This window comes from Bradyrhizobium sp. HKCCYLRH3097 (genome assembly GCF_051167875.1).
Lineage (GTDB): Bacteria > Pseudomonadota > Alphaproteobacteria > Rhizobiales > Xanthobacteraceae > Bradyrhizobium.
The window spans coordinates 546,279-565,955 of sequence record NZ_JBNPTX010000001.1 but is presented as its reverse complement, the minus strand read 5'-3'; the positions used below and the strand labels follow the sequence as shown (position 1 = coordinate 565,955).

Genomic DNA, 19,677 nt, shown 5'->3' with positions numbered 1-19,677 from the left:
CCTCTTCAGCAGGCCTCAAGGTGCTGATCATGCGGGCGGCAGTGGGGCGGCGCCGGCGCGTCCGATTACGTCGGCTGCAGCCGATCCGCGCGCGAAAATTTCAGACCGCGGCGCGCGGCACAAGCAGCCGTCGGTTGCAGGTCGGCTGTCGCTCTCACGGCAGGCCGATTGGACATGAAATCTAGCTGCGGACTCGTTCTCAAGCTCCCCGCCTGCGACTGAGCGATCGCATATGACGATCGGAGTTGTGCGCCCGTCTGCTGCCACATCGTCATGGCCGGGCTCGTCCCGGCCATCCACGCCGCTCGGCATCCTCGGAATGACGTGGATGCCCGGGACAAGCCCGGGCATGACGGAGTAACGAATGGTCAGGCCTTCTCGCCGCAAGCAACCGCGCGATCAACCCAGCGGACAGGAGGCGCCGCTGGCTGAGCCGGGACCAGCGTGCCGCCCTACTCCGCCGCGGTCACGTTCTCCGGCGCTTTCGCGCCGCTGCCGTATCGCTGGTCGATGTAGTCGATCACCAGCGCCTTGAAGTCGGCGGCGATGGTGGGCCCGCGCAGGGTGCGGAACTTCTTGCCGTCGACGAAGACCGGCGCGGCCGGGGCCTCGCCGGTGCCCGGCAGGGAGATGCCGATATTGGCATGCTTGGATTCGCCGGGGCCGTTGACGATGCAGCCCATGACGGCGACGTTGAGCGCCTCGACGCCGGGATATTGCGTCTTCCAGGCCGGCATCTCCTCGCGGATGAAGTCCTGGATCGAGCGCGCCAGCTCCTGGAACGTGGTCGAGGTGGTGCGGCCGCAGCCGGGGCAGGCAGCGACCAGCGGCACGAAGGTGCGGAAGCCCATGGTCTGCAACAGCTCCTGCGCGACCTGAACTTCGAGGGTGCGGTCGCCGCCGGGCTCGGGGGTCAGCGAGATGCGGATGGTGTCGCCGATGCCCTGCTGCAGCAGGATGCCGAGCGCCGCCGAGGAGGCGACGATGCCCTTCGAGCCCATGCCGGCCTCGGTGAGGCCGAGATGGATGGCGTAGTCGGAGCGTGCGGCGAGGTCCTGATAGACCGCGATCAGGTCCTGCACGGCCGAGACCTTGGCCGACAGGATGATGCGGTCCTTGGGCATGCCGAGCTCCTGGGCCCGGGCGGCCGACAGCAATGCCGACTGCACCATGGCTTCGCGCATCACCGCGCGCGCATCGCGCGGGTTCGCGGAAGCCGCGTTCTCGTCCATCAGCTTGCTGAGCAGCTCTTGATCGAGCGAGCCCCAATTGGCGCCGATGCGGACCGGCTTGCCGTATTTGTTGGCGAGCTCGATGATGGTCGAGAATTGCGTGTCCCGCTTGTCCTTGAAGCCGACATTGCCGGGATTGATGCGGTATTTCGCCAGCGCCTCGGCGCAGGCCGGATAGTCGGTCAGCAGCTTGTGGCCGATATAGTGGAAGTCGCCGATCAAAGGCGTGGTGATGCCGCGCTTGTCGAGCTGCTCGCGGATCTGCGGGACGGCCGCGGCGGCCTCCTCGCGGTCGACCGTGATGCGGACCATCTCGGACCCGGCGCGCGCCAGCGCTGCAACCTGGGCCACCGTCTGGTCGACGTCGGCGGTGTCGGTGTTGGTCATCGACTGCACCACGATCGGGGCGCCGCCGCCGACGGCGACGTTGCCGACCATGACGCGGGTGGTCTGATGCCGGGGAGCGGGTCCGGCGACATCGGACGCTGAGGTGTTCTCGGTCAGGATCTCGGGCTTGTTCATGGGCGCTCGGATATCAGGTTTTGGTGACATTCAGCAATGGATCAGTCGCGGCCAGGACCACGCGGTTCGGGCGGTTTACGAGAAAAAGCCCAACGATCACAAGCACGGCAGCCAGGCCAAAGGCCAGCGTCAGGGCGTCATGCAGGATGAAATAGCTCGCCACCACCCCGAATAAAGGGGTGATGAAGGTAAATGCCGACAATTTGCTGGCCGAGTAGGCCTTGATCAGGGCGAACCAGATCGTGAACGTGGTCCCGACCACCCAGATCGACTGGTAGGCCATCAGGCCGATCACGAACGGGCTGGGAACCTGGGTCAACCGCTCCCCGGCAATGAGGGCCGCCAGGGCCATGATCGGGACGGAGACCGCCACCTGGTACCCCAATGCCCGCTCGGGCGCGATGAAGCGCAGCCGGGTGCCTTTGACGAACACCGTGGTCACACCCCAGAGCAGGCCGCCGCCGACCACCAGGAGATCGCCGAGCAGCACGCGGCCGTCGACATCGGCCTGGGGAATGCCGATCGCCAGCGCCACACCGGTGAAGCTGAGCGCCAGCCCGCCCCATTGCGCCGGCCCCATCCGTTCGCCGAGGAAGCGGAACGAGCCGAGCGCGACGAAGAACGGCGCGGTATACAGGAACACGATGGCGCGCGACGCCGAGGTCAGCAGCAGGCCCTGATAGATCAGCACGAATTCCAAGCCGAACAGCAGGCCTGCCACCAGGCCGAGCCCCAGCGTGCCGTCGCGCTCGAACATCTTCACGCCGCGCACCCGCGCGAACACCAGCAGCACCGGCAGCGCACCGAGCGAACGGAAGGTGGCCTGCAGCAGCGGCGGAATTTCAGGCAGCGCGAGCTTCACGGCGATCTGGTTGAACGCCCAGGACAGGCACAGCACGAGGATGACGGCGATCGCGCCCAGACCGAGCGGCCGGGTCGCGGCGGATGAGGTTGACGTTGCGGACACGAGGACGTTGGCTCCCTGGCGCGTTTCGTTTTCTGGACCGCCATCAAGGTGTGGTCAGCTTTGTCTTGGTCGGTCGGAGATGATGCGGACGTAGAGCGGCGGTGCTGGCCTCTCCCTGCGCGCACCGGTCTCGCGCAGAAACTCGAATACGACGGTCATTCACACGTGTACAGCTTGGGCCGCAGTGAGCGTTCTCACGCCGCCTTCTGGCAATGGGCACACAGCCCGGTGATCTCGACGACCGACAGTTTCGGCGTGAAGCCCGATGCCGCGGCGGCCAGCTTCAGGCTTTCCGCGATCGGAGCCGCCGGTACCTCGCCGACGGCGCCGCAGCTCTCGCAGATCAGGAACGCCACCAGCGCGGTCTGCTCGTGGTCATGGGCGCAGGCGAGGAAGGCGTTGCGGCTCTCGATGCGGTGCACCAGGCCGTTCGCCATCAGGAACTCGAGCGCGCGATAGACTGTGATCGGCGCCGGCCGCGCGGCGACCTTGGCAAGTTCCTCGATGATCTCGTAGGCGCCGAGCGGCCGGTGGCTCGACAGCAGCGCCTCCAACACCTGGCGGCGCTGCGGCGTGAACTTCTGGCCGCGCTGGGCGCAGATGCGCTCGGCATGGTCCAGGGCATCGGCCGCGCAGCGGCCATGGTCGTGATCCGGCGCCGGGAAGGTGGGCTTTGCGAGGGTCATTGCCGACAATCTAGCATCTCGGGCCGGTCTCGCCAAAGGCCGCGGCCGAGCCATGCATCTGCGGCGGGGCGGGTGCGCTCGGCAGGGCCATCAAATATTCATAAGCTTGCTTATCATATCCGAGGCTCATTACAGCCAAAGCTTAGTTCCCCCTCTTGGAATCGAGATCAGCCATGACCCGCACGTCGGTGGACGTGAACTTCCTGTTTACGCTCGGCGAGCTGCAGCGCCTGGTGCGCGCCTATGCCGACAAGGAGGCGGCGCGCTTCGGCATGACCCGCGCGCAATGGGCCGTGCTGGCGAAGGTCGAGCGCTACGAGGGGATGAAGCAGTCCGAGCTCGCCGAGCAGATGGAGATGCAGCCGATCACGCTGACACGGCTGATCGACAAGCTCGCCGAGGCCGGGCTGATCGAGCGGCGCGGCGACGACAGCGACCGTCGCGTCAACCGGCTCTATCTGAAGAAGGCCGCGCGCCCGCTGCTCGCGAAGCTCGCGGTGCTGCGCGGCGATCTGACCGACACCGCCCTCCAGGGCATCAGCGCCGGTGATGCCGAGCGGCTGATGACCCATCTCGAAGCCATCAAGGAAAACGTGAGAAACGCGCTGCAGTCGCTGTGCGACGAGCAGCGAAAGGAGCAGCGCTATGGCTGAGCCCGCCCTGAAACTCGCCCCCGACCAGAAGGCCAGCCCGGATGCGGCGCCGCCCGCGGCCGCCGACGCGAAGCCGGCGCGCCCCGGATTGCTGCGCCGCTACCGTCGCACGCTGCTGCTGGTGGTGCTGCCGCTCGTCGCCGCCATCGGCGGCCTCGTGCTGTATCTCAATGGCGGCCGCTACGTGACGACCGACGACGCCTATGTCGGCGCCCAGAAGGTGCTGATCACGCCCGACATCTCCGGCAAGATCGTCAAGGTCGTCGTCAAGGAAGGCCAGCAGGTGCAGAAGGGCGACGAGCTGTTCGAGATCGACCCCGTGCCCTATCGCCTGGCGGTCGACCAGGCCAAGGCGGCGCTGGAGCAGGCGCGCATCAGCTACGACAACCTCACCGCCAACATCAAGATCTACGGCCAGATGCTCGATCTCGCGCAGCAGGGCATCGACCTGAAGCAGAAGGACGTCGAGCGCAAGCAGACGCTCGCCAAGAGCAATTTCGGCTCGCAGCTCGACCTCGACAATGCCGCGAATGCGCTGGTGACCGCCGGCGCACAGGCGCAGTACATCAAGCAGCAGCTGTCGAACGCGAAAACGCAGCTGCTCGGCAATCCCGATCTGCCGCTGGAGCAGTTCCCGCCTTACGTCCAGGCAAAGGCCAAGCTGGACGACGCGCAGCGCGACCTCGACCACACCACCTTGCGCGCGCCGATGCCGGGCATCGCGACCCAGGTCGACCAGATCCAGCTCGGCCGCTTCGTGGCCGCGGGCACGCCGGTGTTCTCGGTGATCGACATCAGCAATCCCTGGGTCGACGCCAACCCGAAGGAGAGCGACTTCACCTATGTCGCGGTCGGCCAGCCGGTCGAGCTCGACGTCGATGCCTTCCCCAACCACCGCTTCAAGGGCACGGTCGGCTCGCTGTCGCCGGGCACCGGCGCGCAGTTCGCGATCCTGCCGCCGCAAAATGCGAGCGGCAATTTCGTCAAGGTCGTGCAGCGCGTGCCGGTCCGGATCTATTTCGACAAGGCCGACAGATTCGTCGCGAAGCTCAAGGCCGGCATGAGCGTCAACGTGTCGATCGATACCGGCCACGAGCGCACGCTGGCCGGGCTGTTCGGATCGGCGCACGCGGCGGACAAGGACGAGTAGCGTCATGACCGCGCCTGCGGCCTCATCCGCAGTTCCGGGCCTCCGCCGGAACATGGTGACGATCTGCGCCATGACGGCGACGATCATGCAGGCGCTCGACACCACCATCGCCAACGTCGCGCTGCCCTACATGCAGGGCACGCTGTCGGCCTCGCAGGACCAGATCAACTGGGTGCTGACGTCCTACATCGTCGCGGCCGCGATCATGACCGCTCCGGTGGGATGGATCGCCAACCGCTTCGGCCGCAAGCGCACCTTCATCGTCTGCTCGGCCGGCTTCACCATCGCCTCCGTGATGTGCGGGCTCGCCCAGGACATCACCCAGATGGTGCTGTTCCGCCTCCTGCAGGGCGTGTTCGGCGCCTCGCTGGTGCCGCTGTCGCAGGCGGTCATGCTCGACTCCTACGCGCTGCATGAGCGCGCCAAGGCGATGGCGATCTGGGGCATGGGCGTGATGCTCGGCCCGATCATGGGGCCGTCGCTCGGCGCCTGGCTGACCGAGACCTATTCCTGGCATTGGGTGTTCTTCGTCAACCTGCCGTTCGGCGCCGTGACCGTGCTCGGCCTGATGGCGTTCATGGAGGAGACCAAGCCGAACGCGGAACTGACCTTCGACTGGTTCGGTTTCGCGGCGCTCGCCATCGGCATCGGCTCGCTGCAGATCGCGCTCGACCGCGGCGAGGACCAGGGCTGGCTGGAGAGCAACGAGATCATCATCGAGTTCATCATCGCCGCCGTCGGCTTCTATTATTTCCTGGCGCATTCGCTGACGACGCAGCGGCCGTTCATCCAGTTCGCGCTGTTCAAGGACCGCAATTTCGTCGGCGGCTGCGTGTTCATGACGGTGATGGGCCTCGTGCTGTTCTCGACCATGGCGCTGTCGTCGCCGTTCCTGCAGAACGTCATCGGCTATCCCATCATCACCGCCGGCGTGCTGCTCGCGACCCGCGGCTGCGGCACCTTCGTCGCGATGATGCTGGTCGGGCGTCTCTTGCGCTATATCGAGGCGCGCACGCTGATCATCGTCGGCCTGGCGCTGACCGCAGTGTCGCTGTTCCAGATGACGGCGTGGACCGACCAGACCGGCGTGCCCGAGATCATCACCATCAGCATCATGCAGGGGTTCGGCTTCGGCCTCGTGTTCGTGCCGCTTTCGACCGTGGCATTCCTGACCTTGCCAGGCGAGTTGCGGACTGATGGAACCTCGATGCTGACCCTGGTGCGAAATGTCGCAAGCTCGATCGGCATCTCGATCGCGATCGCGCAGCTCACCGAGGGAACACGGCGCAACCACGCGATCCTGGTCGAGCACATCAACCCGTTCAATCACGCGCTGCAGATGCCCAATGTTGCCGGCCTCCTGAACCTGTCCACCGATGCCGGGCGCGCGATGGCCGACGCGATGGTGACCGTACAGGCGCAGATCCTGGCATTCTCGCACGACTACCAGCTGGTCATGACGTTCATCCTGGTCTCGATCCCGCTCGCGGTCATGATCGGCTCGACGCGCACCGCGTTGCGCGCGCAGTCCGCCCCGGCCGACCACGCCGTCATGGAGTGACTGCTTCCCCGCGACGGAAAATGCGCGCGCTGTCGAGACACGGTGGGGGCGGGATAGCAAAAAGGTGACCGCGACGTGATGGATTTGTAACTTCAATCCGGCGCGTTTCGGGCTATCTTCTGCCCACCCCACTCGGTTCTGTGCGTATGAGTTGCGCGCAGGGACTGCACTTCATGAGCGCCCCACTCGTGATGTGCCGGGCGGGGGCGGTGGCTCCTCCAGCGCCGCCCCCAGCCCCGGGGCCTCCCTTTTCACATCTTGGCCTACGGCTTCTGCAGCGGCTCGATCTTCGCCGGTGCGGCAGCGGGCCTGGCCTCGGTCGTCGGCAGGATCACGCCGGCCAGCGCCTGCACCGGATCGTCGCCGGGCTTGAAGCCGGACTGCACCAGGATCTCGTCTATCAACGGCTTCAGCGCGTGCACGCGCAGCAGTTCGCCGGCGAGGCCTTCGCCGAAGCCGACATTGCCGCCGGCACCGCCATTGCCGCCGAACGCGCCGCCGGTGTGCAGGATGCGAACGTCCTTCAGATTGGCGATCGGCTTGACCATCTCGCCGAGCGCGGCCGGCATGGTCGCGATGCGCTGCTTGGCGAGCTCGAAATCGATCACGTTGCTGCCGAGCTTGTTCTGGGCTTCGTTCTTCATCAGGATGACCGCGGCTTCCGCCTCGCCGATCTGGCGCACGCCGACGGCCTTGATCTTGTTGGCCTCGGCCTCCGCTTCGGCCAGGGTCTTGGCCGCCGCGCCGCGATCGACCGCGGCGCGCTTTTCTGCCTCGGCGGCAACGGTAATGCCGGTCGAGCGCTGCTCGGCCTCTTTCCGCGCTGCCATGACCGCGGTCTGACGTTCGCGGTCGGCGATTTCGATGGCGCGCGCCGTCGTCACCTTTTCCTCCGCGGAGACCGCAAGCGCCTCGGCCGCCTTGGCGACCGCGCGCGCTTCCGAGGTTTCCTTGCTCTTGGTCGCGATCTGGATGTCGTTGTCCTGGGTGGCGATCTGGATCTCGCGGTCGGCGTCGGTCTTGCGGCGGTTGATCGCGAGATTGCTTTCGATCGCCGCGGTCTCGCGCACCTTCAAGGCTTCCGCCTCGCGCTGCGCGATCTTCTGCTGCGCCTCGATGCGCGCATTCTCCTCGGTCTGCCACGCCGTCTGCGTCGCGCTTGCGACCTCGGCGCGGGTGCTCGCGGTCTTGTTGGCGATGTCGCGCTCCTGGCTGAGCTCGGCCTCCTTCTTGGTGCGCTCGATCTGGAGCGTGAGCTGGCGCGCCTCGAGGTCCTTCTGCGCGATCGCGACCTCGTTGTCGCGCACGATCGCGTTGCGGTCGCGGCGCCGCGTCTCGGTGACCGTCTTCAACAGCGTCAGGCCTTCGGCGTCGAAGAAGTTCTCGGCATTGAAGAACGAGATGTCGGTCTGGTCGAGCTTGGTCAGCGAGACCGATTCCAGCTCCAGGCCGTTGGACTGCACGTCGGCCTCGACTGCGGCCTGGACGTGCTTGACGAAATCCGAGCGCTTCTCCTGCAGGTCCAACAGCTCCATCGTGGCCGCGACCGAGCGCAGGCCGTCGACGAACTTGGCCTCGACCTGGTCGCGCAGCAATTCGGCATTGTTGGTGACGGCGCCGAGCGTCTGCGCCGCCAGTGCGATCGAATCCACGTCGGGCTTCACGCGCACGTAGAACTCGGCGTCGATGTCGACGCGCATGCGGTCCTTGGTGATCAGCGAATCCTTCTTCGAGCGCTCGACGCGGAGCCGCAAGGTCTTGAGGTTGACGCGCGCGATGGAGTGGAAGATCGGCAGCACCACGGCGCCGCCGTCGAGCACCACCTTCTTGCCGCCCAGGCCGGTGCGCACGAACGCCTCGTCGCGGGTGGACCGATGGTAGAGAACGGCAAAGACAGTGCCGAGAACAACCAGCAGCACAACGCCGATCGACGCAGGCAGAACCAGATCAAACATGGGATTTACTTTCGGGTTGAGGAAAGTGTCTTGGAGCTAAAGTGTCTTGGAGTTCGTGAGTTCGTCGGCTGCGGCGATCGCGATGAAGCGGCCATCCTTGCGGTCGACGAGGAGAACCGACGCGCCCACCGGCAATGACGGCGAATCCGGCGCGGCCGAGGCCGTCACCATGTGCCAGTTGCCGTGGACATCCTTGACGCGGACGCGGCCGGGCAGCCCGCCATCGAGCGGGCCGACCGCCACCTCGCCGGTGCGGCCGACGAGATCGGACAGCCCGACCGCATAGCTCTCATCCTGCGGCACCAGCCGCGCCGCGTAGCGCGTCGAGCGCCGCAGCAGCGGCACCGTGACGACGGCGGCGAGCACGCCCGCGGCCGTTGGCGGCAGCGCCACCGCCACCAGCCGCGCGGCATCCTGGATCAGAAAGCCCGTGATCGAGAAGATGCCGAGCGCGAGCAGGATGCAGATCATCAGCGGCACGCCGCCGACATTGATCCAGGACAGCACGTGGCCCACGCTGGTGCTGTGGCCGTCGTGACCGAGATCGACGGTCTGGCCGAGCAGCTCGCTGATCGACAGGCCGATCAGCATCGAGCCGATCTCGACGCCGCCGACCAGAACGATCATCACGGCGGCAATCGCGAACGGCCGCACCTCGGGTTGCATGAAATGGTCGACGATGGTCATGGGACGACGCGCCCCCGCCCGTTCAATTCTGCGATTTCAGCCGCGCCAGCCGCTCGGCGATGTCCTTGTCACGCTTCAGCTTCGACAATTCGTCGATGTCGGGCGACGGCGGGATGCCTTCCGGCACGCCGGTGGCGCGGGCGATGACGCGGGAGGCGCGCGCGGCCTTGGCGAGGCCGGCATCCGGCCCCTTGCGCGATGTGGCCTTCGGCTGGTCGGCGAGCGCCTCGCTGTGCTCGAGCTCGGCGAGACGCGCCTGCGCGTCCTGCAGGCTCGACAGAATCGCACGCAGGGTCGTCAGCACCGCATCGATGCGCTCGGCATTCTCGTCGATCGCCTTCGACAGCACCTCGAACTGGGCTTCGAGATCCATCTGCCGGGCGATGCCGGCGCGGGCGAGGTCGTCGCGGTGCTCGACGATGGCGACGCGGATCTGCTCGGCCAGCACGGTCGTCTCGCGCTCGATCTCGGCGCGGCGTGCATTGAGCCGATATTCCTCCGCGCGCGCATGCGACAGGCTCTCGCGCGATTCGCGCTCGGCCTGCTCGATCTCGCGGATCGCCTGGCTGACCAGCGCGACCCGGTTCTTGTCCTCGGCCTTTTCGATCGCTCCATACGCGATCCCGGCGATGAGGCGCCCGGCGCGTGACAGGAGCGTGTCGGGGGCCGGCGCGTGTTCGGCGAGCATGACGTGGTCCTTTCGTGGGCTGACGGTTGGGCTGAGACGAGCGTGTGACGTTGCGGTAACGCCGAAATGGACTTCGAAGTCATCTTCGTCCGTTCGCACGAGCTGCGCCGGCGTCGCGTGCGGCCAGCCCGCGACGTAGCCGGTCACCTCGAACGGGATCGCGATGCGACCGCGCGCGGTGCCGAGCGACAACATGCCGGCATTCCTGACATTCACCAGACGGTCGTCGAGCGGCAGCCGCGGATTCGAGGCGGCGCGATAGGCGGCACGGTCGCGCAAGCCGAGCGTGACGAGGCGCGACGGCAGCCGCGTGGCCTTGCGGATCGGGTCGTAGGCATGGCCGTGCAGCGCGACGAGATTGGCGCCGATGCCTTTGCCAGCAGCGATCTCGTCGAGCATGTCCATCATCCGGGCATAGTCGGCGAAGGTCGCCTCGATCGCGTCCCGCGCCTCGGGGGAGAGGAGCAGACGGTAGCGAACAGCCTGATCGTAGGTGCTTCCGGCCATCGGGAATGTTAAAGCACAATATCCGTGCTTTAGCAAGCCAGCTCCCGATCCAAGAACGCCGCTCCCTTCCGTGACCATGTCGAACGCCATGCCCATGCCGATATGTCGCGCCGATGCTGGCCGGCGGTTTAAGGCCGGCGAACAATCTCTGGTGATCGTTAAGGGGGCTGCTAGCGACGCCGGCAAATGCACCGCAGTGACGTGTAGCGACAAAGATCTCGCCGCGCGCGTGCGGCCCTGTCGCGAGGGAAGCGCCGTCAGTCCAGCAATTCGCGGCAGCCGAGATCGTCGAACGCAAGGAAGATGCGCTCGAGATTATTCCACCAGATCACCGGCGGGAGCTGGATCGCCCATTGCCAGACCGGCTGGGCGATGTGCCAGAGCACGGCGAGACGATAGTCCTGATCCAGCGCCGCCCTGTCGTAGCCGGTCACACCGCCTGCGACCAATGTCTGATGATAGCTGTCGAGTAACGGCCGCTCGATCCGCGCCCGACGGTCGGGATAGATTTGCAGCGCGATCATGTAGGCGAGATCGTTCGCGGGCACGCCGATCCGCCACTGGTCGAAATCAAAGGCGCGCACGTCGTCGCTGTCGGCGGCCTTCGGCACCAGGAAATTCCAGACATGCGCGTCGCCATGTAAAATGCTGAGGTTTCGCCGCGACAGATAGCGTTCCGGGAGCCGCGGCGTCGCCGCCATCAGGCGTTCGTAGACCGCGCGCCGGTCCGCGCTCAGGCGGTCTCCCAACTGATCGGCGAAGCGCTGGTAGTGGCCGGCAAAGGTCCTGCTGCGCTCGGCGCGCTCGTCCGCGGTCGCGAAGCTGCCGATGGACACGCCGAGCCGCGGATCGTCCCACCACGCCGCATGCAGCCGCGCCAGCGCCCGCACGATCCCCTCGGCCTGGGGCAGCGCGGGCGGCAGCGGCCATGGCGTCGCCGTCTGGTGCGTGTCGGTGAGATCCTCGAGCAGCAAGTGCCAGGTCAGCGCGGCTTCGTCCCACGCGCCGCCGTAAGAGCCGGGCACCAGGCCCGTCGGCATGAGCCGCGCCAGTCCGCGATAAAAATTGACCTCGTGGCGCCCGCCCCGCCACAGCGTCTTGGCGAAGGCCGGCATCGGGATTTTCAGGATCAACGCCTTCGGCGCGTCCGGGGCCGCGCCGCTATAGGACAAGCCAAGGCGGATGATGCGCGACACCAGCATCGGCCGGTCGCTGATTACGGCGACGTCCGAGACCGCGCCGGACTCGAGCACACCCGCCTCACGCATCGTCGCCGTCAACGCGGCGGGCTTGGCGACGGACGGCAAGTCGGTGGAGGACATGTGGGGGCCGTCCCTTCAGGGTTGCAGCTTAGCCCACACTAGCATGGATATTCCGAATCGCTACTTGATCGGCGCGCGCGGCAGCACGGTGTCGCCGATCTCCATCCGGTAGACGTGATCGAGCGAATACCAGGGCGTGGTGACGTCGGGCTCGGTCGGGTGCGGCATGTCGTGGCGAATGAAGTTGCCGAGCAGCGCCTTCGTGACGCCGAACTGCACGTCGCTGTCGATGTGCGGGTCGTTGGGGTCGTAGACCTGCGAGATCAGGACCTTGAATCCCGGCTTGACGATCAGCGCATGCAGATGCGCCGGGCGATAGGGATGGCGGCCCTGGGCCTTCAACAGGCGGCCGACGACGCCGTCGGTCGGAATCGGATAGCCGACCATCATCACGGAGCGAAACCAGAAGCGGCCGTCAGCATCGGTGGTGAGCTTGCCGCGCAGGTTCATGTCGGCCTGATCGGGGTCCTGGTTCTCGTAGTAGCCAACCGGCGAGGCGTGCCAGACATCGACCTCGGCGCCGGCGACCGGCGCGCCATGGGGATCGACCACGCGACCGTGCACGAACAGCGCCGGGCCTGATGTCGCCGAGCGCACGATCGAGCCGCCGTTGTCAGTGCGCGGCGAGTTCAACCGCCAGAACGGGCCGAGCAGCGACTGCGCGGTCTCGGTGTTGCCGCCATCGCCATTGTTGAGCAGGCAGACCAGCGGCGAGACGCCGAGCGAGCCGGCCGTCAGCACGACCTCATTGTGGCTGTCGTTGGTGCGCTGACCGAGCTCGGCGATGATGGCGGCGGCTTCGCGAAATTCGGCCTCGGTAAGCCTGACATCGCGGACGAAGCCGTGCAGGTGCTTGATCAGCGACACCATGATCTCGCGCAGCCGCGGGTTCTCGGTGCGCTCCATCACCGCCAGCACCGCCGGCGTGACGTCCTGCTCGCGGGAGATGGTCATCGTCAGGACTCCCTCATTCCGGGGCGACGCGCCAGCGTCGAACCCGGAATCTCGACACGATAGGACTCATCTCCAGATTCCGGGTTCAGCCCTGCGGGCTGCCCCGGAATGACGAAGCGCTCAGCGCGTCGTCAGTTGATCGTCTCGACCGCCAGTGCGACGCCCTGGCCGACGCCGACGCACATCGTGGCGAGCGCACGCTTGCCGCCGCGGACCTCGAGGCCGTGCACCGCGGTCATCGCGATGCGCGCGCCGCTCATGCCCAGGGGATGGCCGAGCGCGATGGCGCCGCCATGCGGGTTGACGAAATCGGCGTCCTCGGCGACGCCGAGCTGACGCAGGCAGGCGATGCCCTGGGACGCGAACGCCTCGTTCAGTTCGATCAGGTCGAAATCGGTGATCTTGAGGCCGAGCCGCTCCATTAGCTTGCGCACCGCCGGCACCGGGCCGATGCCCATGATGCGGGGCGGCACGCCGGCCGAGGCGAGGCCGAGAACGCGCGCGCGCGGCGTGAGGCCGTGCTTCTTCACGGCGGCTTCCGACGCGAGGATCATGGCGGCGGCGCCGTCATTGACGCCCGACGCATTGCCGGCGGTGACCGTGCCCGGATTGCGCACGATCGGCTTCAGCTTGGCCAGACCTTCGAGCGTGGTCTCGGGGCGCGGATGCTCGTCCTTGTCCACCGTCACAGGGCCGGCCTTGCCGCCGGGCACCATGACCGGCGTGATCTCGGCGGCGAAATAGCCCGAGGCGATGGCCTTTCCGGCGCGCTGCTGGGAGCGGATCGCGAACGCGTCCTGGTCGGCGCGCGAGACCTGGAATTCCTCGGCGACGTTCTCGCCGGTCTCCGGCATCGAATCGACGCCATACTGCTGCTTCATCAAGGGATTGATGAAGCGCCAGCCGATCGTGGTATCGAAGATCTCGGCCGAGCGCGAGAACGCTTCCGTCGCCTTGCCCTGCACGAACGGCGCGCGCGTCATCGATTCGACGCCGCCGGCGATCGCGAGATCGACCTCGCCGGCGCGGATCGCACGTCCCGCCGCGCCGACCGCGTCGAGACCGGAGGCGCAGAGACGGTTCAAGGTCTGGCCGGGAATGGAATCCGGCAGGCCCGCGAGCAGCAGCGCCATGCGCGCGACGTTGCGGTTGTCCTCGCCGGCCTGGTTGGCGCAGCCGAAGAACACCTCGTCGACGGCAGCCCAGTCGAGATTGGGATGCTTCGCCTTGAGTGCCTTGAGCGGGGTGGCCGCGAGATCGTCGGTGCGCACCTTGGCCAGCGCTCCGCCGAACCGGCCGATCGGAGTCCGCACCGCATCACAAATGAACACGTCTCGCATCGCTCTCTCCCGAACTTTCGTGTTTCTGGTCAGAATTGACGGCGGTTTTAGGAGTGCGATCGGGGCAGGTCAAATGACGGGAGCGCGGGGTGGCATGCGCGGCGCTGTCGTATGCGACGCTATCTCAACGCGAGCGGTGCGCCCCCTCCCCCGCTTGCGGGGGAGGGTTGGGGTGGGGGCCGCCCCAAGCGAGAATCCCCGTGAGGAGAGACTTCCCCCACCCGTATCGCATCTTCGATGCGATACGACCTCCCCCGCAAGCGGGGGAGGTGCAACAGCAGGCACCGCTCATCGTGGAAAACCGGGACATCGCCTGCAAAGCGGTAGGACCGTCCGGGCAAATTGGCTAGTTTCCGCGCCATGACGATCCAGCAGCCCATCTCCGCCCCGGTTCCGCAAGAATCAGTGCCTGCGGCCGCGCCCGCCGAGGCGCCGGCCAAGCTCACGCCGATGATGGAGCAGTATCTCGACATCAAGGCAGCGCATCCGGGGCTGATGCTGTTCTACCGGATGGGCGACTTCTACGAGCTGTTCTTCGAGGATGCGGAAGCCGCCTCGAAAGCGCTCGGCATCGTGCTGACCAAGCGCGGCAAGCACCTGGGCCAGGATATCCCGATGTGCGGCGTGCCGGTGGAGCGCTCCGAGGACTATCTGCATCGCTTGATCGCGCAAGGCATCCGCGTCGCCGTCTGCGAGCAGATGGAGGATCCGGCGGCGGCGCGGGCGCGCGGCAACAAGAGCGTGGTCAAGCGCGGCGTGGTGCGCGTGGTCACGCCGGGCACGCTGACGGAAGACAATCTGCTCGATGCGCGCGCCAACAACTACCTGCTAGCGATCGCGCGCAGCCGCGGCTCGTCCGGCGGTGACCGGCTCGGGCTCGCCTGGATCGACATCTCGACCTCGGACTTCATCGTCACCGAATGCGCGTTCGCCGAGATGACGGCGACCTTGGCGCGGATCAATCCCAACGAAGTCATCGTTTCCGACGCGCTGTATTCGGACGAGGCCTTCGAGCCGGTGCTGCGCGAGCTCGCCGCGGTGACGCCGCTGACCCGCGACGTGTTCGACGGCGCCACCGCCGAACGGCGGCTGTGCGACTATTTCGCGGTCGCCACCATGGACGGCCTCGCGGTGCTGTCGCGTTTGGAAGCGACCGCGGCGGCCGCCTGCGTCACCTATGTCGAACGCACGCAAGTGGGCCAGCGCCCGCCGCTGGCGCCGCCGGCGCGCGAGGCGACCGGCAGCACCATGGCGATCGATCCGGCCACCCGCGCCAATCTCGAGCTGACGCGCACGCTCGCCGGCGAGCGCCGCGGCTCGCTGCTCGACGCCATCGACTGCACGGTGACCTCGGCCGGCTCGCGCCTGCTGGCGCAGCGGCTCGCCGCGCCGCTGACGGAGCCGGTGCAGATCGGCCGGCGGCTCGATGCCGTCAACGTCTTCGTCGCCGACAGCGCCGCGCGCGAGGACATCCGCTCGATCCTGCGCGGCGCGCCCGACATGACCCGTGCGATGGCGCGGCTGTCCGTCGGCCGCGGCGGTCCGCGCGATCTCGCCGCTCTGCGCGACGGTATCGTTGCGGCCGACCAGGCGCTGGCGCGGCTCAACGCGCTCGATCAGCCGCCGCAGGAGGTGGCGTCGGTCATGTCCGCGCTGGCGCGGCCGGCGCGTGCACTCGCTGAGGAGTTCGCGCGCGCGCTCGACGAGCAGCTGCCGCTGATCAAGCGCGACGGCGGCTTCGTGCGCTCCGGTTACGACGCGACGCTCGACGAGACGCGCAATCTGCGCGACGCCTCGCGCCTCGTCGTCGCCTCGATGCAGGCGCGTTACGCCGACCAGACCGGCGTGAAAGCGCTCAAGATTCGGCACAACAACGTGCTCGGCTACTTCGTCGAGGTCACCGCGCAGCACGGCGACAAGCTGATGTCGGCGCCGTTGAACGCGACCTTCATCCACCGCCAGACGCTGGCGGGCCAGGTGCGCTTCACGACATCAGAGCTCGGCGAGATCGAGGCCAAGATTGCGAATGCCGGCGAGCGCGCGCTCAATCTCGAGCTCGAGATCTTCGACCGGCTGTGCGCACAGGCGCTCGCGATCGGCGACGATCTGCGCGCCGCCGCGCACGGCTTCGCGATGCTCGATGTCGCGACCGCGCTGGCGAAGCTCGCGGTCGACGACAATTATGTGCGCCCGGAGGTCGACGGCTCGCTGGGCTTCGCCATCGAGGGCGGCCGTCATCCGGTGGTGGAGCAGGCGCTGAAGCGTGAGGGGCAGCCGTTCATCGCCAATTCCTGCGACCTGTCGCCGACGCCGGGGCACAAGAGCGGTCAGCTCTGGCTGCTCACCGGGCCGAACATGGCGGGCAAGTCGACCTTCCTGCGCCAGAACGCGCTGATTGCGCTGCTGGCGCAGATCGGCTCGTTCGTGCCGGCGAGCCGGGCCCGCATCGGCATCGTCGACCGGCTGTTCTCGCGCGTCGGCGCCGCCGACGATCTGGCGCGCGGACGCTCGACCTTCATGGTCGAGATGGTCGAGACCGCGGCGATCCTCAACCAGGCCGGCGAGCGCGCGCTGGTCATCCTCGACGAGATCGGGCGCGGCACCGCGACCTTCGACGGCCTCTCAATCGCCTGGGCGGCGATCGAGCACCTGCACGAGAGCAACCGCTGCCGCACGCTGTTCGCCACGCATTATCACGAGCTGACGGCGCTCGCCGCCAAGCTGCCGCGGCTGTTCAACGCCACGGTGCGGGTCAAGGAATGGCAGGGCGACGTCGTGTTCCTGCACGAGGTGCTGCCCGGCTCCGCCGACCGCTCCTACGGCATCCAGGTGGCGAAGCTCGCCGGCCTGCCGCCGGCCGTGATCAGCCGCGCCAAATCGGTGCTGGCGAAGCTGGAGGCCGCCGACCGCGGCCAGAACGCCCGCGCGCTGGTCGATGATCTGCCGCTGTTCGCGGTGCCGTCGCGCGCAGCCGTGGAGCCGACAATGTCGAAGGACACGGAGGAGCTGATCGCCGCGGTGACGGCACTGCATCCGGATGAGATGACGCCGCGCGAAGCGCTGGATGCGTTGTATCGATTGAAGGCCAAGCTGCCGCCCAATTGATGTGTTTCTCCGTCATTCCGGGGCGCGCATCAGCGCGAACCCGGAATCCATCTCTCGTCAGCGCACGCAGCCCAATGGATTCCGGGCTCACGCTTCGCGCGCCCCGGAATGACAGCGGTGGGTGGGGAGACGCGTGCGGCCACACTCACCGTCATTGCGAGGCGCCCTTGCGCCGAAGCAATCCAGAGTCCCACCCGAGCCCCTGGATTGCGTCGCTTCGCTCGCAATGACGGCGAAGAGAACGATCGGGGCTGCGGCGATTTATCGGGCGGATAGCGGGAGGCCAACGGCAGGCTTGTCAGCAGTGATGGAGCGATGTCCGCTTCCAAAACCGGCACGAGACTGCCATCCTGGCCAGATGACGACGCATCCTCGAACAGCGCTGCCTCGCGCCTTGATCGCCAAGCTGTCCGCGCTGACGTCCACTCGCGAAAACTGGGATGACGAGTTGCCGGCGATACTGACCGAGCTGTCTGCTTTGCCACCACAGCTTGTCGTCCTGGCTTCGCGCCAGATCGCGCTGGCCGCCCATCTCGGCTGGCCGACATCAATGGATCGGCTGATCCCTGGATTTTTCGGTGAACGTATCTATTTCCGCGAGCTCTCCATCATGCGACGAACTCCGGAATGTGCGTGGATTTTCCTGTTTCATCCAAACGGCCATGTCCGCGAGGCGGCGCTCGACACGCTACAGACACCTCCCTTATCGGCGTTCTTTCTCGCCGCCGTAGCGTGGCGGTTGAACGATTGGGCCGAGCCGGTCCGGCGCGCCGCCGCGCGCTATGTGCAGCGCGTCCAGCGGCAGATTGCGCCGGATGTGGCAGCAAGCAGTGCCCCCTATCTCCTTGATCGCCGACACAGCTGGGGACGCTGGGGTAGCAGCGAAGCCGACCTGCTCGACGAGGTTTTCGGCAGACCGGACGTGCTGCCGATCATCGCCGGCTTTCTGCAACGGACGGCCAACGGCTCGCTCGCCAAGTATCTGCGTCTCGTGGTGCGCTATCCTGCCATCGATCAGTATCTGCCCGCGCTGGCCGCATCGGCGATCCAGCCGCAGGTCAGAGCCATTGCCTATCGCTGCCTGCTGACAGGTAGCGTCACATGGTTTGCGGGCTACGGATTGGAATGGATCGACAAGGTCTACGGCATCAGGAAGCGCATTCCGAAATTCGATCGCCGTCCCCTGCAGGACATCGCACTGCCGCCTGGTCTGTTCTGGCAGGCGGCGCGCGACGCATCGGTGATCGTGCGGCGTGCCGCAGCCGATGCGCTGATCGCCAGTCGTGCGGCCGTACCCGATGAAGACCGGCTGATCGCGCATTTCGAGCAGGACAAGAACCCATCAGTGCGATCGCGCGCCGACTTCCTGCGCCGGCGGCGACGTCTATCGTAACGATCAGACGCCCGCCGCTTTCCGTCGCCCCAGCCACCATAGTCCGAGATTCCAGCCGACGCAGGTCGCCAGCGCGCCGCTGAGGCCGACCGCCGCGCCGAGATGCAGGCTGCCGAGATGCAGCACGACGACGGCCAGCGAGAAGCCGATCAGGCCCCAGGCGCCGTTGGCCAGCACGGCCGCCGTCGCCGGCCCGCCGATGCGCGGCTGCAGGATCAGCATCATCGAGGTGAAGACGATCGGAAAAAGCGCCAGGATGCCGGACACGCTGGCGCCGGCCCAGCCGGACACCGAGGTGACGGTGGCAACGAGCGTTGCCACCAGCGAGGCGCGCAAGGGCACGTCGTACCAGCGCCGGGTGATCAGCGGCATCTTCGCATGGCGATAGCGCTGCAACAACGGCAGGCAGATCGCGAAAGTGACGATGTTGGCGACGATGCCCATCAAGAGCGTCCATTGCACGCTCTTGATCAGCGCGGCGAGACCGAGCCACACCGCGACCGCGGTGGCGCTTGCCACCAGCACGCTGCGGCGCTGCGCCAGCACGGCATAGGCAAGGCTGAGGAAGATCGTCGCGGCATTGATCGGCAGGCTGGTCAGCGCGCCCTGCGCGATGAAGGCGGCATCGTGATCCAGCGCCAGGAAAACGTAGGTCGGGCCGGCCGAGATCGGCAGGGTCGCGACCAGCGCGCCGATCACCGGGCCGGTGCGCTCGGCGATCATCGACGCCGACACCACGAACGACGCCGCGATCGCCATGCGCAGAGCCAGCAGCAGCAGGAAGGAGGGATCGAGGGACATCAGTTCATGCTGCGCAGGCGGTGGGCTCCCTCCCCCGCCTGCGGGGGAGGGCTGGGGTGGGGGCGCGGCTCGGGTGGCGATGATGGGGTGTGCCGTGTGGAGAGAAGTCCCCCACCCGCCTCGCATCGGCGATGCGAGGCGACCTCCCCCGCAG

At 67.1% G+C, this 19,677-nt stretch carries 15 protein-coding genes; 5 read left to right on the top strand and 10 right to left on the bottom strand.

The window, feature by feature from the left end; all coding sequences use genetic code 11:
- Nucleotides 1-452: 452 nt before the first annotated feature.
- The 3 genes from ispG to ACQR0U_RS02555 all read right to left on the bottom strand — a co-directional run bounded on the left by ispG (nt 453) and on the right by ACQR0U_RS02555 (nt 3,407).
- Nucleotides 453-1,754 carry a flavodoxin-dependent (E)-4-hydroxy-3-methylbut-2-enyl-diphosphate synthase gene (gene ispG / locus ACQR0U_RS02565; RefSeq protein WP_434842563.1) on the bottom strand — a complete coding sequence of 434 codons (1,302 nt, stop codon included), beginning with the start codon at nt 1,752-1,754 and terminating at the stop codon, nt 453-455.
- A 13-nt stretch (nt 1,755-1,767) separates the two neighbouring features.
- On the bottom strand, nt 1,768-2,721 hold the full coding sequence (locus tag ACQR0U_RS02560; protein ID WP_315715166.1) for a DMT family transporter: 954 nt from the start codon (nt 2,719-2,721) through the stop codon (nt 1,768-1,770).
- Between the two features lie 194 nt (nt 2,722-2,915).
- Complete coding sequence (locus ACQR0U_RS02555) at nt 2,916-3,407, bottom strand: Fur family transcriptional regulator (RefSeq protein WP_315751916.1); 492 nt, start codon at nt 3,405-3,407, stop codon at nt 2,916-2,918.
- A gap of 173 nt (nt 3,408-3,580) precedes the next feature.
- Between ACQR0U_RS02555 and ACQR0U_RS02550 the strand changes: the two genes are divergently transcribed.
- Genes ACQR0U_RS02550 through ACQR0U_RS02540 form a run of 3 tightly spaced genes read left to right on the top strand, consistent with a single transcriptional unit; the run spans nt 3,581 to nt 6,771 of the window.
- Nucleotides 3,581-4,060: a MarR family winged helix-turn-helix transcriptional regulator gene (locus ACQR0U_RS02550; protein WP_315715164.1), complete on the top strand. Its 480-nt coding sequence runs from the start codon at nt 3,581-3,583 to the stop codon at nt 4,058-4,060.
- Nucleotides 4,053-5,210 (top strand): HlyD family secretion protein, encoded by a 1,158-nt coding sequence (locus ACQR0U_RS02545; protein WP_315715163.1) that lies wholly within the window; start codon nt 4,053-4,055, stop codon nt 5,208-5,210. Before ACQR0U_RS02550 ends, ACQR0U_RS02545 begins: the two co-directional genes overlap by 8 nt.
- 4 nt (nt 5,211-5,214) lie before the next feature.
- On the top strand, nt 5,215-6,771 hold the full coding sequence (locus ACQR0U_RS02540; protein WP_315751914.1) for an MDR family MFS transporter: 1,557 nt from the start codon (nt 5,215-5,217) through the stop codon (nt 6,769-6,771).
- 263 nt (nt 6,772-7,034) lie between these two features.
- Here the strand turns inward: ACQR0U_RS02540 and ACQR0U_RS02535 are convergent, their stop codons facing one another.
- The 6 genes from ACQR0U_RS02535 to pcaF form a co-directional block, all read right to left on the bottom strand.
- The gene (locus ACQR0U_RS02535; RefSeq protein WP_434842562.1) at nt 7,035-8,726 is read right to left on the bottom strand and encodes a flotillin family protein; all 1,692 of its coding nucleotides are present in this window, start codon (nt 8,724-8,726) and stop codon (nt 7,035-7,037) included.
- Nucleotides 8,727-8,762: 36 nt separating this feature from the next.
- The gene (locus ACQR0U_RS02530; RefSeq protein WP_316234936.1) at nt 8,763-9,413 is read right to left on the bottom strand and encodes an OB-fold-containig protein; all 651 of its coding nucleotides are present in this window, start codon (nt 9,411-9,413) and stop codon (nt 8,763-8,765) included.
- A 22-nt stretch (nt 9,414-9,435) separates the two neighbouring features.
- Nucleotides 9,436-10,608, bottom strand: a complete 1,173-nt coding sequence (locus ACQR0U_RS02525; protein WP_316171118.1) for a PspA/IM30 family protein — start codon at nt 10,606-10,608, stop codon at nt 9,436-9,438.
- Nucleotides 10,609-10,865: 257 nt separating this feature from the next.
- Nucleotides 10,866-11,930, bottom strand: a complete 1,065-nt coding sequence (locus tag ACQR0U_RS02520; RefSeq protein WP_434842561.1) for a phosphotransferase — start codon at nt 11,928-11,930, stop codon at nt 10,866-10,868.
- A gap of 60 nt (nt 11,931-11,990) precedes the next feature.
- Nucleotides 11,991-12,884: a dioxygenase gene (locus tag ACQR0U_RS02515; RefSeq protein ID WP_434842560.1), complete on the bottom strand. Its 894-nt coding sequence runs from the start codon at nt 12,882-12,884 to the stop codon at nt 11,991-11,993.
- Nucleotides 12,885-13,015: 131 nt separating this feature from the next.
- Entirely contained in the window at nt 13,016-14,224 is a 1,209-nt protein-coding gene (gene pcaF / locus ACQR0U_RS02510; RefSeq protein WP_434842559.1) for a 3-oxoadipyl-CoA thiolase, read from the bottom strand.
- A 360-nt stretch (nt 14,225-14,584) separates the two neighbouring features.
- Between pcaF and mutS the strand changes: the two genes are divergently transcribed.
- Together mutS and ACQR0U_RS02500 are read left to right on the top strand one after the other, a co-directional pair.
- The gene (gene mutS / locus ACQR0U_RS02505; RefSeq protein WP_434842558.1) at nt 14,585-17,329 is read left to right on the top strand and encodes a DNA mismatch repair protein MutS; all 2,745 of its coding nucleotides are present in this window, start codon (nt 14,585-14,587) and stop codon (nt 17,327-17,329) included.
- 394 nt (nt 17,330-17,723) lie between these two features.
- The gene (locus ACQR0U_RS02500; RefSeq protein WP_434842557.1) at nt 17,724-18,722 is read left to right on the top strand and encodes a hypothetical protein; all 999 of its coding nucleotides are present in this window, start codon (nt 17,724-17,726) and stop codon (nt 18,720-18,722) included.
- Between the two features lie 3 nt (nt 18,723-18,725).
- Here the strand turns inward: ACQR0U_RS02500 and ACQR0U_RS02495 are convergent, their stop codons facing one another.
- Nucleotides 18,726-19,523, bottom strand: a complete 798-nt coding sequence (locus ACQR0U_RS02495) for a hypothetical protein (protein ID WP_434842556.1) — start codon at nt 19,521-19,523, stop codon at nt 18,726-18,728.
- Nucleotides 19,524-19,677 lie beyond the last annotated feature (154 nt).